At 63.4% G+C, this 11,853-nt stretch carries 12 protein-coding genes; 8 read left to right on the top strand and 4 right to left on the bottom strand.

Going from position 1 to position 11,853, the window contains the following annotated elements; all coding sequences use genetic code 11:
- Positions 1 to 3 precede the first annotated feature (3 nt).
- The 6 genes from ESZ60_RS07475 (at position 4) to ESZ60_RS07450 (ending at position 6,208) form a co-directional block, all read left to right on the top strand.
- Entirely contained in the window at positions 4 to 828 is an 825-nt protein-coding gene (locus ESZ60_RS07475; protein WP_134679794.1) for a cytochrome c oxidase subunit 3, read from the top strand.
- A 61-nt stretch (positions 829 to 889) separates the two neighbouring features.
- Positions 890 to 1,561, top strand: coding sequence for an SURF1 family protein (locus ESZ60_RS07470; protein ID WP_134679792.1), 672 nt, complete (start codon positions 890 to 892; stop codon positions 1,559 to 1,561).
- A gap of 9 nt (positions 1,562 to 1,570) precedes the next feature.
- Entirely contained in the window at positions 1,571 to 2,959 is a 1,389-nt protein-coding gene (gene thrC, locus ESZ60_RS07465) for a threonine synthase (RefSeq protein ID WP_134679790.1), read from the top strand.
- On the top strand, positions 2,956 to 4,221 hold the full coding sequence (locus tag ESZ60_RS07460) for a M16 family metallopeptidase (RefSeq protein ID WP_134679788.1): 1,266 nt from the start codon (positions 2,956 to 2,958) through the stop codon (positions 4,219 to 4,221). Before thrC ends, ESZ60_RS07460 begins: the two co-directional genes overlap by 4 nt.
- A complete protein-coding gene (locus tag ESZ60_RS07455) occupies positions 4,221 to 4,802 on the top strand; it encodes a GNAT family N-acetyltransferase (protein ID WP_134679786.1) in 582 nt (193 codons plus the stop codon). Before ESZ60_RS07460 ends, ESZ60_RS07455 begins: the two co-directional genes overlap by 1 nt.
- Positions 4,802 to 6,208, top strand: coding sequence for an FAD-binding oxidoreductase (locus ESZ60_RS07450; RefSeq protein WP_134679785.1), 1,407 nt, complete (start codon positions 4,802 to 4,804; stop codon positions 6,206 to 6,208). The genes ESZ60_RS07455 and ESZ60_RS07450 overlap by 1 nt, the downstream gene beginning before the upstream one ends.
- On the opposite strand, the gene ESZ60_RS07445 is transcribed toward ESZ60_RS07450, so the two are convergent.
- Positions 6,168 to 7,082: a LysR family transcriptional regulator gene (locus ESZ60_RS07445; protein WP_134679784.1), complete on the bottom strand. Its 915-nt coding sequence runs from the start codon at positions 7,080 to 7,082 to the stop codon at positions 6,168 to 6,170. The two genes, ESZ60_RS07450 and ESZ60_RS07445, sit on opposite strands and share 41 nt — an antisense overlap.
- A gap of 109 nt (positions 7,083 to 7,191) precedes the next feature.
- On the opposite strand from ESZ60_RS07445, the gene ESZ60_RS07440 reads away from it, so the two are divergent.
- On the top strand, positions 7,192 to 7,617 hold the full coding sequence (locus ESZ60_RS07440; RefSeq protein WP_134679783.1) for a DoxX family protein: 426 nt from the start codon (positions 7,192 to 7,194) through the stop codon (positions 7,615 to 7,617).
- Positions 7,618 to 7,739: 122 nt separating this feature from the next.
- A complete protein-coding gene (gene scpC / locus ESZ60_RS07435; RefSeq protein ID WP_134679782.1) occupies positions 7,740 to 9,251 on the top strand; it encodes a succinyl-CoA:acetate CoA-transferase ScpC in 1,512 nt (503 codons plus the stop codon).
- A 61-nt stretch (positions 9,252 to 9,312) separates the two neighbouring features.
- Here scpC and ESZ60_RS07430 read toward each other — a convergent pair whose 3' ends face one another.
- Genes ESZ60_RS07430 through ESZ60_RS07420 form a run of 3 tightly spaced genes read right to left on the bottom strand, consistent with a single transcriptional unit; the run spans position 9,313 to position 11,836 of the window.
- Positions 9,313 to 10,095 carry a MetQ/NlpA family ABC transporter substrate-binding protein gene (locus tag ESZ60_RS07430; protein WP_134679781.1) on the bottom strand — a complete coding sequence of 261 codons (783 nt, stop codon included), beginning with the start codon at positions 10,093 to 10,095 and terminating at the stop codon, positions 9,313 to 9,315.
- A 27-nt stretch (positions 10,096 to 10,122) separates the two neighbouring features.
- Positions 10,123 to 10,797 carry a methionine ABC transporter permease gene (locus ESZ60_RS07425; RefSeq protein ID WP_134679780.1) on the bottom strand — a complete coding sequence of 225 codons (675 nt, stop codon included), beginning with the start codon at positions 10,795 to 10,797 and terminating at the stop codon, positions 10,123 to 10,125.
- Positions 10,787 to 11,836 (bottom strand): methionine ABC transporter ATP-binding protein, encoded by a 1,050-nt coding sequence (locus ESZ60_RS07420; protein ID WP_134679779.1) that lies wholly within the window; start codon positions 11,834 to 11,836, stop codon positions 10,787 to 10,789. The genes ESZ60_RS07425 and ESZ60_RS07420 overlap by 11 nt, the downstream gene beginning before the upstream one ends.
- Positions 11,837 to 11,853 lie beyond the last annotated feature (17 nt).

The raw sequence follows: 11,853 nt of genomic DNA, 5'->3' as shown, positions 1-11,853 counted from the left end.
GCCATGGCCCATGTAAAGAACCACGACTACCAGATCCTTCCGCCCTCGATCTGGCCGTTCCTCGGCGCGATCGGGGCCTTCGTGATGCTGACCGGGGCAGTGGCCTGGATGAAGGGGATCACCTTCTTCGGCGCGCCGATCGAAGGGCCGTGGATGTTCCTGATCGGCTTTGTTGCGGTGCTTTACGTCATGTTCGGCTGGTGGGCCGATGTCGTGAATGAGGGCGAGAGCGGCGAGCATACGCCCGTCGTGCGGATTGGCCTGCAATACGGCTTCATCCTGTTCATCATGTCCGAGGTGATGTTCTTCGTCGCCTGGTTCTGGGCCTTCATCAAGAACGCCATGTATCCGATGGGGCCGGACAGCCCGATCAAGGACGGCGTCTGGCCGCCCGAGGGCATCGTCACCTTTGACCCGTGGCACCTGCCGCTGATCAACACGCTGATCCTGCTTCTTTCGGGCGTCGCGGTGACTTGGGCGCACCATGCCTTTGTCCATGAGGGCGACCGCAAGACCACGATCAACGGGCTGATCGTCGCTGTGATCCTTGGCCTCTGCTTCACCGCGCTTCAGGCCTATGAATACAGCCATGCAGCATTCGGTCTGGCCGATACGGTCTATGCGGGCGCGTTCTACATGGCGACGGGCTTCCACGGCGTCCACGTCATTATCGGGACGATCTTCCTGTTCGTTTGCCTGATCCGGTTGCTGCGGGGCCAGATGACCCAGAAACAGCATGTCGGCTTCGAGGCTGCCGCCTGGTACTGGCACTTCGTCGACGTGGTCTGGCTGTTCCTGTTTGTCGTGATCTATATCTGGGGCCGCTGATCCCTCATCGAATTTCCGGCGGCGCGAGGTCATTCTCGCGCCGTTTTCATTGGAAGAACCCATGCGTCGTTACCTGTTTCCCCTGATCTCCGGCCTGCTCGGCTGTGCTATCCTGATCTCGCTGGGCCTTTGGCAGCTCGACCGCCTGAAATGGAAGCAGGCGATGATCGAGCAGATCGAGAACCGGATCGCTGCGGCACCGGTCCCGCTGCCCGCCGCGCCCATGCCCGAGATGAAATACCAGCCCGTGCTGGTTTCCGGCATGACCACCGGCGATGAGATCGACGTGCTTTCCGGCACCAAGGACAGCGGTGGCGGCTATCAGGTGATTTCCAGTTTTGTGACTGATGACGGTCGGCGCATCCTGCTCGATCGCGGCTTTGTCGATCAGGACCACAAGCACGATCCGAGGCCCGCAACGCGGCTGGAAGTCGCCGGAAACCTGCATTGGCCCGAAGAGAAATCCTCATCGACCCCGGCACCGAACCTTGAGCAGAACATCTGGTTCGCCCGCGACGTGCCCGCTATGGCCGCGCAGCTAAAGACTGATCCCATTCTGGTCGTCGCCGCCGAAATCCGGGGCGACGGGCAGGGCGTGAAGGCTATGCCGGTTGCGGTGCAAGGCATTCCGAACAATCACCTCAGCTATGCGGTGCAATGGTTCATGATTGCTGCAGTCTGGGCAGGGATGACACTGGCGCTGATCTGGCGTATCAGGCAGCGACAATTCTAGAGGATAGTGATGCGCTACGTTTCGACCCGAGGCCGGGCAGAGGTTCTTGATTTCGCGCAGGCCATGATGACGGGCCTTGCCCGCGATGGCGGCCTTTACCTGCCGGAAGCGATCCCGACCTTCACCGCCGAAGAAATCGCAGCCTTTGAGGGCCTGTCCTATGAGGAAGTGGCCCTGCGCGTCATCACCCCCTTCGTGGGCGAAAGCTTCACGCAGGATGAGTTGAAAGGCGCGATCTCGCGCGCCTATGCGGGCTTTGACCATGTTGCCCGCGCGCCGATGGTGCAGCTGGCGCCGGGGCATTTCCTGCTGGAACTGTTCCACGGGCCGACGCTGGCCTTCAAGGATTTCGCCATGCAGCTGATCGGTCAGCTGTTCCAGCTGGCTTTGGCGAAGTCCGGCGACCGCGTCACCATCCTTGGTGCGACTTCGGGCGATACCGGCTCGGCCGCGATCGAGGCCTTCCGCGGCCTCTCGAATGTCGATGTCTTCATCATGTATCCGCATGGCCGCGTCAGCGAAGTGCAGCGTCGCCAGATGTCGACGCCCGCCGATGCCAATGTCCATGCGCTGGCGGTGGACGGCACCTTCGACGACTGCCAAGCGCGGCTGAAAGACCTGTTCAACGATCACGAGTTCCGCGATGGCGTGGGTCTTGCGGGGGTGAACTCGATCAACTGGGCACGGGTGCTGGCGCAGATCGTCTATTACTTCACTGCCGCCAGCAGCCTTGGCGCGCCGATGCGCGAGGTCGATTTCACCGTTCCGACCGGCAATTTCGGCGATGTCTTCGCGGGTTCCATTGCCAAGGCGATGGGTCTGCCGATCGGCAAACTGGTGGTCGCGACGAACCAGAACGACATCCTGCACCGCGCGCTGACCACGGGTGAATATCGCACCGGCACGGTCGAGCCTTCGATCAGCCCGTCGATGGATATTCAGGTCAGTTCGAACTTTGAGCGTGCCTTGTGGCTGGCTTACGGCCAAGACAGCGCCGCCGTCAGCCAGTTGATGGACGAACTCAAATCCGGCGGCTTCGCGATCAGCCAAGGCGCGCTTCAGCATCTGCGCGAGATTTATGTCTCGGGCCGCGTCTCGGAAGAGGAAACCACCGCGATGATCGCCACGATCCGCGCCGAGACGGCCGAGGTGATCTGCCCCCATACCGCTGTCGCCGTGAAAGTCGCGCGCGAGCATCTGCGCGCGGGCGTCCCGATGATCAGCCTGTCGACCGCGCATCCGGCGAAATTCCCCGATGCGGTGGAAGCTGCTATCGGCATCCGTCCGGCGCTTCCGGCGCATATGGCCGACCTCTTTGATCGCGACGAACGCATCACGCGGGTTGAAAACGACGCGGACAAGATTAAATCGCTGATCCTTGAACGGAGAACTCTGTGAGCCAAACCCGCATCAGCACCCTTTCCAATGGCCTGCGCGTCATCACGCGCGATATGCCCGGCCTGCACTCGGCCGCCATCGGGGTCTGGGTCGGTGCCGGCTGCCGCGACGAGCGCGCGGACCAGAACGGCATTGCCCATTTTCTCGAGCATATGGCCTTCAAGGGCACGCCGACGCGCAGTGCCTTGCAGATTGCAGAAGCGATCGAGAATGTCGGCGGCTATATCAACGCCTATACCTCGCGCGATGTGACCTCGTATTACGCGCGGGTGCTCTCGGGTGATGTTGGCATGGCCTTGGACGTGATCTCGGATATCGTGCTGAACCCGATCTTCGATCAGCGCGAAATCGAGGTCGAGCGTGGCGTGATCCTGCAGGAGATCGGCCAAAGCCTCGACACGCCTGACGACGTGATCTTCGATTGGCTGCAAGAGGCCGCTTATCCGAACCAGCCGATGGGTCGCACCATCCTTGGTCCGGCCGAGCGGGTCAGCAATTTCTCGCGCGAGGACCTCTCGGGTTTCATCACCGAGCATTACGGTCCCGAACGCATGATCGTGGCCGCCGCCGGTGCGGTCGATCACGACGCGATCCTGCGTCAGGTTGAGGGCATCTTCTCGCATCTTTCCGCCCGTCCGCAAACGCGGCGCGAGCCTGCCCGCTGGCAAGGTGCCGAGACGCGGCGCGTGAAGAAGCTCGAACAGGCCCATTTCGCGCTGGCCTTCGAGGGTCCGGGCTATATGGCCCCGGATTTCTACGCGGCGCAGATCTGGACCTCGGCCCTGGGCGGCGGCATGTCCTCGCGCCTGTTCCAGAAGGTGCGCGAAGAGCGTGGCCTGTGCTATTCGATCTTTGCCCAATCGGGCTTCCATGACGATACCGGCATGGTCACGATCTATGCCGGAACCTCGGGTGATCAGATTGCCGATTTGGCCAATCTGACCATTGATGAGATGAAACGCTCGGCCGAGGATATGACCGAGACCGAGATCGCCCGCGCCCGCGCTCAGTTGAAAGCGGGTCTGCTGATGGGACTGGAAAGCCCGACCGGTCAGGCCGAACGCATGGCGCGCTCGCTCGCGATCTGGGGCCGGGTCGCCGATCCGGCCGAGGTCGCCGAAAGGATCGACGCGGTGAGTGTGGCCGATGTGCGCGCCCATGCCGAGCGCCTGATCCAGAATGCGCGACCAGCCCTTGCGCTTTACGGTCCGGTGCGTTCTGCTCCGAGCCGAGATAAACTGGCTGAAAGGCTCGCCGCCTGATGTTCAACCGCCGCCGTCCGCCTCGCCTTGAAACCGAGCGGATGGTGCTGCGTTTGCCAGCACATGGCGATTACGACGCATGGTCGGCCTTGCGTACGGTCAGCCGCGATTTTCTGACCCCTTGGGAGCCCGTCTGGGCTCCCGATCATCTCTCCAAGAAAAGCTTCACCAATCGCGTCTATTGGGCGCAGCGCGCGAACCGCAATGGCACGGCGCTGCCCTTGTTCCTCGTGCGCCATGACGGCACGCTTCTGGGCGCGATCACACTCGACAATATCCGGCGCGGCCCGGCGCAATCGGCGACCATCGGCTATTGGATCGGCCAGCCTCATGCCCGCCAGGGTTTCATGCGCGAGGCCATCGGGGCCTTGGTCAATCACGCTTTCGCCGGGATGGATCTGAGCCGGATCGAGGCCGCCTGCCTGCCCGAGAATGTCGCCTCACGCGGAGCGCTGGAACGGGCGGGCTTCAAATATGAGGGCGTTGCGCAAAGCTACCTGCAAATCAACGGGCGCTGGCGCAACCATGTGCTTTACTCGAACCTGCGCACAGATCGCCGGGGCAAGACCGAGGTCCGCTAATGCTCAATCCCGCCGATGACCGGCTTGCCGCTCTGCTGCCCGAGGGCGTGCTGCGTCCCGTTACCCCCGCTTATCTGGAAGAGCCGCGTGGCCGCTATCACGGTCAGGCCGGTCTGGTCGCAGCCCCGCGCAACACGGCCGAGGTCGCTGCCGTGGTCCGGGCCTGCGCCGAGGCGCGCGTCGGCATCGTCACGCGGGGCGGCGGCACGGGGCTGGTCGGCGGGCAGGTGATGGCGGACGGCCCCGCGCCTCTGGTTCTCTCGCTTGAGCGAATGATTGCGCTGCGCAGTATTTTTCCCTCGGAAAACGTGCTGGTGGCCGAGGCGGGCATGACCCTGCAAGCCGTGCGTGACGCCGCAGAGGGGGAAGGGCGGCTGTTCCCCTTGTCGCTCGCAAGCCAGGGCACGGCGGCGATCGGCGGCTGCCTTGCGACCAATGCGGGCGGCGTCACCGCCCTACGCTACGGCACGGCCCGCGCGCTGTGCCTTGGCATCGAGGCGGTGCTGCCTGACGGCAGCGTCGTCCATGACCTCAAGCGCCTGCGCAAGGACAATACCGGCTACGACCTGCGCGACCTCCTGATCGGGGCCGAGGGGACGCTGGGGGTGATCACCGCCGCCAGCCTCAAGCTGGTCGTGCCGCCGCCGAATGTCGGCGTGGCGATGCTGCAGGTGCCCTCGCCCGAGGCGGCGCTGACGCTTTTGTCGCTGGCCGAGGGCCATATGGCGGGCGGCGTCACGGCGTTCGAGCTGATCGGCGGTCAGGGTCTGGCCTTCCTCGCCGAGACCTTGCCCGAGATCCGCCAGCCCTTGCCCAAAGCCTCATGGTCGGTGCTGATCGAGGTCGGTCTGCCTGCGGGCATCTCGCCCGACGCGGCTCTGGAAGCGCTTTTTGCGGATGCCTTGGAGCAGGGCCTCGTCAGCGACGGGGTGATCGCGCAATCGGGTCAGCAGGCTGCGGGGTTCTGGCATCTGCGCGAGCATATCCCCGAGGCGAACCGCCGTATCGGCGCGATTGCGAGCCATGATATCAGCTTGCCGCTTTCCGAGATCGCGGGCTTCATCCGCGAGGCCAATGCGGCCTTGGCGGCGCGCTCGGACCTGCGGGTGAATTGCTTCGGCCATCTCGGCGACGGCAATCTGCATTACAACCTCTTCCCCGCAAAGGGCCGCGACCGCACGGAATATGACGATCAGCGAAAGGACTTGTCGCTGATGGTGCATGAGATGGTCGTTGCGCGGGGTGGTTCCTTCTCGGCGGAACATGGTGTCGGGCGGCTCAAGGTCGCGGAACTGGAACGCTGGGGTGATCCGGCGCGGCTGGCGGCGATGCGTGCGATCAAAGCGGCGCTCGACCCGCTGGGGATCATGAATCCGGGGGCAGTGCTTTCCCGATCTGCGGGCTGAGATTGCGCCGCAGATGCTCCAGATAGGCCGTCAGCCGCGGCGGGATGAAAGGCTGCGGCAGATAGAGCGCCTGGATATCAAGCTGCGGCCCCGGAAAGCCTGAGAGCAGCCGCTCCAGCCGCCCTTCGGCCAAGTCGTGTTCGACGACGAAGCGCGGGATGATGCCGATGCCGTGCCCCTCCAGGGCAAGGCGGCGCACGGCTTGCGGGCTGTTCACGGTGATCCGGCCGGGCAGGGGGACGCTGACGGCCTTGCCCTCGATCACGAAGGTCGCGCGATGGATCGACGGCACATTGCTGTCGCGGATGTTCACATGCTCGCGCAGCGCGTCGGGATGGTTCGGGCGGCCATGCGCATCGAGATAGGCGGGACTGGCGACGGTGACGGATTCGGTGCGCCCGATCCTCCGCCCGATCAGGCTGGAATCGGCCAGAACCCCGATGCGCAGCGCCAGATCGAAACCCTCGGCCGCAAGATCGACATAGCGGTCGGTCAGGCGCAGGTCGATTGAGATGCCCGGATTGGCAGCGATGAAATCATGCGTCAGGACCGAGACGAACATCTCGCCGAAAGTGACCGGGGCGGTGACGAGCAGCCTGCCAGAAAGCGTGCCTTCATCGGCGCGGGCCTGCGCGTCAAGCTCCTCGACCGCCGAAAGCACCCGCCGCGCTGCCAAGAGAAAACGCTCTCCCGCTGGCGTCAGAGACAGCGAGCGCGTCGTGCGGTTCAGCAGCGTCACGCCCTGATGCGATTCCAGCGTCGCGACATATTTGCTGACCAGCTTGTTCGAGATCCCCAGCCGCTTGCCCGCCCGCGTGAAGGACGCCGCGTCCACCACGGCGACAAAGGCGCGGATTCCGTCCAGCCGGTCCATTCTATCCTCAAATTGGCGGTAATGTTTCCATAATAATGTCCATTTTTGCGACAGTGGCAACCGCCTAAATCCCCTGCATCAGAACACACCCCCTCAAAGGAACATCGAAATGTCTGATCTTTCGCTGAGCTACGCCTCCGGCACGGAAAACCGGGCAGATCTTGCCGCTTTCCTGCTTCGTGTCTCGACCGGCCTGTTCTTCCTGATCCACGGGTTGATCAAGCTCTTCATCTTCACCCCCGCCGGAACCGCCGGTTACTTTGAATCCATCGGCCTGCCGGGCGCGCTGGGTTACCTCACGATCCTGATCGAGGTCGGCGGCGGTCTTGCCCTGATCGCGGGGATCTATACGCGCTGGATCTCGCTCGTGATGATCCCGGTGCTGCTGGGTGCTGCCGTCTTCGGTCATGGCAGCAATGGCTTCACCTTCTCGAACCAAGGCGGCGGCTGGGAATATCCCGTCCTCTGGGCCGTGGTGATGGGCGCGCTGTCGCTCTTGGGCGACGGGTCATGGGCGCTTTCCCGCAGAAAATGACACCACGTGAATGCGACAAAGCCGGGCCTTGGCCCGGCTTTGCGCTATGCGCATGTCGGCCTTGATTTGTCTGTGATCCTGAACCCTCATAATCGGGTCGGATCGAGGAGACTGAGGACATCATGACCGAAGACTATCTGAATCGTATCCGCCACAAGGGGTTGCGCGACCGCGTCGTGAGTGCCGATGAGGCCGCTGGCCTGATCCGGGACGGCATGGTACTGGGGATGAGCGGCTTTACCCGCTCGGGCGAGGCCAAGGCCGTGCCGCTGGCTTTGGCCGAGCGCGCCCGGCAGTCCCCGCTGAAAGTGACGCTGATGACCGGGGCGTCCTTGGGCAATGATCTGGACAAGATCCTCAACGAGGCCCATGTCACCGCCCGCCGCATGCCCTTCATGTCGGACCCGTCGCTGCGCCGCGCCATCAATGCGGGCGAGGTCATGTATATCGACCAGCATTTGTCCGAGACCGTCGAACAGCTGCGCACCGGGCAATTGCCGGGCGTCGATATCGCCATCGTCGAGGCTGCCGCAATTACCGAAAATGGCGGCATTGTCCCCACCACCTCCGTCGGCAATTCGGCCAGCTTCGCCATTCTCGCCAAGCAGGTCATCGTCGAGATCAACCTGAACCAATCCGCCGATCTGGAAGGGCTGCATGACATCTATATCCCGACCTATTGGCCGGTGCGGACGCCGATCCCGGTCGTGACGCCGGAAAGTCGCGCGGGCTTCCCTTATATCCCGATCCCGCCGGAAAAGATCGCGGCAATCGTGATCTCGAACAAGCTCGACTCGTCCTCGACTGTGACCGAGCCCGATGCTGGCACGCGGCAGATCGCGGGGCACCTGACCGAGTTCTTCACGCAGGAAGTCGCCAAGGGCCGGATGCCTGCCTCGCTGCATCCCTTGCAAGCGGGCATCGGCAGCATCGCCAATGCGGTGATGCATGGCTTCATCGATAGCCCCTTCGAGGGTCTGACGATGTATAGTGAGGTCTTGCAGGATTCGACCTTCGATCTGATGGATGCGGGCAAGATGGTCTTTGCCTCGGGCTCGTCCATCACGCTCTCCGAGCCGAAATATGCCGAGGTCATGGCGCGGTTCCAGGATTACAAGCGCAAGCTGGTCCTGCGCCCGCAAGAGATATCGAACCATCCCGAGGTCGTTCGTCGCCTTGGCATTATCGCGATCAACACGGCCTTGGAGTTTGACATCTATGGCAATGTGAACTCGACCCATGTCATGGGCACGAATATGATGAACGGCATCGGCGGCTCGGGCGATTTCGCGCGCAACGCCTATCTGTCGGTGTTTGTGACCAAGTCCACCGCCAAGGATGGTCGGATTTCCTCCATCGTACCGATGGTCAGCCATGTCGATCATACCGAGCATGACGTGGATATCCTTGTCACCGAACAGGGGCTGGCTGATCTGCGTGGTCTCGCGCCGCGCGAGCGTGCGCAACTGATCATCGACAATTGCGTCGATCCGGAATGGCGTGAGGGGCTGCAGGATTACTTCGACCGCGCAGTCGCTCGGGGCGGGCATACACCACATCTGCTGGAGGAGGCGCTAAGCTGGCATGACCGGCTGCGCCGCACCGGGACAATGAAAGCCGCACCGGGACAATGAAACCGCACTAAAAAAACGCCCCGCGAAAGCGGGGCGTTTCCATTTCCGGTCCGCGAAGGACTTACCAGGCGGGGATGACCGCGCCCGAGTATTTCTCGGTGATGTATTTCTTCACGGCGTCCGAGTTGTAGGACTCGACCAGCGTCTTGGCCCATTCGGCATCCTTGTCGGCGGTACGCACGACGATGATGTTCGCATAGGGGCTTTCGGCGGCTTCGATCGCGATCGCGTCTTTTTCCGGGTTCAGACCGGCTTCCAGCGCGTAGTTGGTGTTGATGACGGCGGCATCGGCATCGGCCAGAGCGCGCGGCAACTGGGCGGCATCGAGTTCAAGGAACTTGACGTTCTTCGGATTCTCTGTGACGTCCAGCGGGGTGGGCGTCAGGCCGGTGCCTTCGGCCAGCTTGATCACGCCTTTGGTTTGCAGAACCAGCAGCGCGCGACCGCCATTGGTCGGGTCATTCGGCAGCGCGATCTTGGCCCCCTCGGGCAGATCGTCGAGCGATTTCAGCTTCTCGGAATAGACGCCCATCGGGGTGGTGATGGTCTTGCCGATCGAGACCAGATCGAAACCGCGATCCTTGATCTGGTTGTCCAGATAGGGCTGGTGCTGGAAGCTGTTCGCTTGCAGGTCGCCGTCGTTCAGCGCTTGGTTCGGCACGACGTAATCGGTGAACTCGATGATGTCGATGTTCAGGCCCTTTTCCTTGGCGACGGCTGCGACCTGCTCCATGATCTCGGCATGCTCGCCGACCGAGACGCCGACCTTGATGTCCTCGGCCGAAGCCATGCCGGCGACCAGTGCGAGGGTCGAGGCGAGGGCGGCAATGCGAAGTTTACGCATGGATTGTCCTTTCGGGTTGAAAATCACTTAGCGGCCCCGGTTGCGGGGGGCGCGTTTGTCGAAGCGGGCCGCGATCCATTCGCCAAGGCTTTGGACCAGTTGCACCAGAACGATCAGGATGACGACGACGGCCAGCATCACCTCGGGCATGAAGCGCTGATAGCCGTAGCGGATGCCGAGATCGCCCAGACCCTCGCCGCCGACCGCGCCGACCATGGCCGAATAGCCGATCAGGCTGACCACGGCGAGCGTGAGGCCCAGGATGATGCCGGGCATGGCCTCGGGGATCAGCACCTTGCGCACGATCTGGCCCGGTGTCGCGCCCATGGCGCGGGCGGCCTCGATCAGGCCTGCATCGACTTCACGGATCGCGGTCTCGATCAGGCGGGCGATGAAGGGTGCGCTCGCGATGGTCAAAGGCACGATGGCGGCGGTGGTCCCGATCGAGGTGCCCGCGATCAGCCGGGTCAGCGGGATGATCGCGACCACGAGGATGATGAAGGGGGTCGAGCGTGCCGCGTTCACGATCAGGCCCAGCACCTTGTTCAGCACCGGCGCGGACAGCAGCTCGCCCTTGCGCGAGGTGGCGAGGAAGATCCCCAGCGGCGCGCCGATCAGCGTGCCAAGCGCGGTGGACATGAACACCATGTAGAGCGTCTGCAGCAGGGATTCCCACAGAAGCGGGATGAGGTTAGCCGACATAGCCAAGCACCTCCGTCAGAAGGCCGTGTTCTTCGAGGAATTGGCGGGATTCGTCTAGCCGCTCGACCGGCAGGCCGACGATCAGGCTGCCAAAGGGCCGCTCGCCGATTTCCTCGATGGCACCGGCAAGGATGTTGACGCTGACGCCACGCTCGGAGGTCAGGCGCGCCAGCATCGGGTCGGTGGCGTGGCGGCCGGTGAAGGTGATCTGCACCACCGCCTCGGCGTCATGGGCTTGAGGCGCGGCCCGAAGCTGGCCCGCGACGAATTGCGGCACGGTGACGCCGGTCACGCCTTGCAGGAAGCTGCGCGTGGTCGGATGCGTCGGGCGCGAGAAGACGGAATAGGTCTCGCCCGCTTCAACGATCTTGCCCGCCTCGATCACCGCGACATGGCTGCAAATATCGCGAACGACGGCCATTTCATGCGTGATGAGCAGGATGGTCAGGCCCAGATCGCGGTTGATGTCCTTGAGTTGGTCCAGAACCTGCCGCGTCGTATCGGGGTCCAGCGCCGAGGTCGCCTCGTCCGACAGCAGCACGCGCGGCCCGGTTGCAAGCGCGCGGGCAATGCCGACGCGCTGTTTCTGGCCGCCCGAAAGCTCTGCAGGATAGCGGGCCGCCTGCGCGGTCAGGCCAACACGCTCGATCAGTTCCGCGACGCGGGGGCGGATCAGCGCGGAATCGACGCCCGCGATTTCCAGCGGCAAAGCGATATTCTGCGCCACGGTGCGCGAGGCCAGCAGGTTGAAATGCTGGAAGATCATCCCGACCTCGCGGCGGATGCCGCGAAGCGCCGCGTCCGAGGCCGCGCCGACATCGTGACCGTTCACGATGACCTTGCCTTCGGAGGGGCGCTCAAGCCCGTTTACCATGCGCAGCAATGTGGACTTGCCCGCGCCGGAGCGCCCGATGATGCCGGTGATCGCGCCTTGCGGCACGTCGAGGGAAATGTCCTGCAAGGCCACGACATCGCCCGCCCCGCCTTTTTGCGGATAGCGGCGCGTCACGCCCTGAAATGAGATTGCTGGCTCTGCCATGGGTCCTTCCTGAATGT

Source organism: Paracoccus ravus, assembly GCF_004522175.1.
In the GTDB taxonomy this organism is placed as follows: domain Bacteria; phylum Pseudomonadota; class Alphaproteobacteria; order Rhodobacterales; family Rhodobacteraceae; genus Paracoccus; species Paracoccus ravus.
Note: the sequence above shows the minus strand (reverse complement) of the source record. Positions and strands in the feature narration are given on the sequence as shown.

What these genes read in the sequence shown, in the direction of transcription:
- ESZ60_RS07445 (WP_134679784.1), bottom strand. Translation starts at nt 7,082, where the DNA reads ATGGACCGGCTGGACGGAATCCGCGCCTTTGTCGCCGTGGTGGACGCG.
- ESZ60_RS07425 (WP_134679780.1), bottom strand. Translation starts at nt 10,797, where the DNA reads ATGTCGGCTAACCTCATCCCGCTTCTGTGGGAATCCCTGCTGCAGACG.
- ESZ60_RS07475 (WP_134679794.1), top strand. Translation starts at nt 4, where the DNA reads ATGGCCCATGTAAAGAACCACGACTACCAGATCCTTCCGCCCTCGATC.
- scpC (WP_134679782.1), top strand. Translation starts at nt 7,740, where the DNA reads ATGACCGAAGACTATCTGAATCGTATCCGCCACAAGGGGTTGCGCGAC.
- ESZ60_RS07420 (WP_134679779.1), bottom strand. Translation starts at nt 11,836, where the DNA reads ATGGCAGAGCCAGCAATCTCATTTCAGGGCGTGACGCGCCGCTATCCG.
- ESZ60_RS07450 (WP_134679785.1), top strand. Translation starts at nt 4,802, where the DNA reads ATGCTCAATCCCGCCGATGACCGGCTTGCCGCTCTGCTGCCCGAGGGC.
- ESZ60_RS07440 (WP_134679783.1), top strand. Translation starts at nt 7,192, where the DNA reads ATGTCTGATCTTTCGCTGAGCTACGCCTCCGGCACGGAAAACCGGGCA.
- ESZ60_RS07430 (WP_134679781.1), bottom strand. Translation starts at nt 10,095, where the DNA reads ATGCGTAAACTTCGCATTGCCGCCCTCGCCTCGACCCTCGCACTGGTC.
- ESZ60_RS07470 (WP_134679792.1), top strand. Translation starts at nt 890, where the DNA reads ATGCGTCGTTACCTGTTTCCCCTGATCTCCGGCCTGCTCGGCTGTGCT.
- ESZ60_RS07455 (WP_134679786.1), top strand. Translation starts at nt 4,221, where the DNA reads ATGTTCAACCGCCGCCGTCCGCCTCGCCTTGAAACCGAGCGGATGGTG.
- thrC (WP_134679790.1), top strand. Translation starts at nt 1,571, where the DNA reads ATGCGCTACGTTTCGACCCGAGGCCGGGCAGAGGTTCTTGATTTCGCG.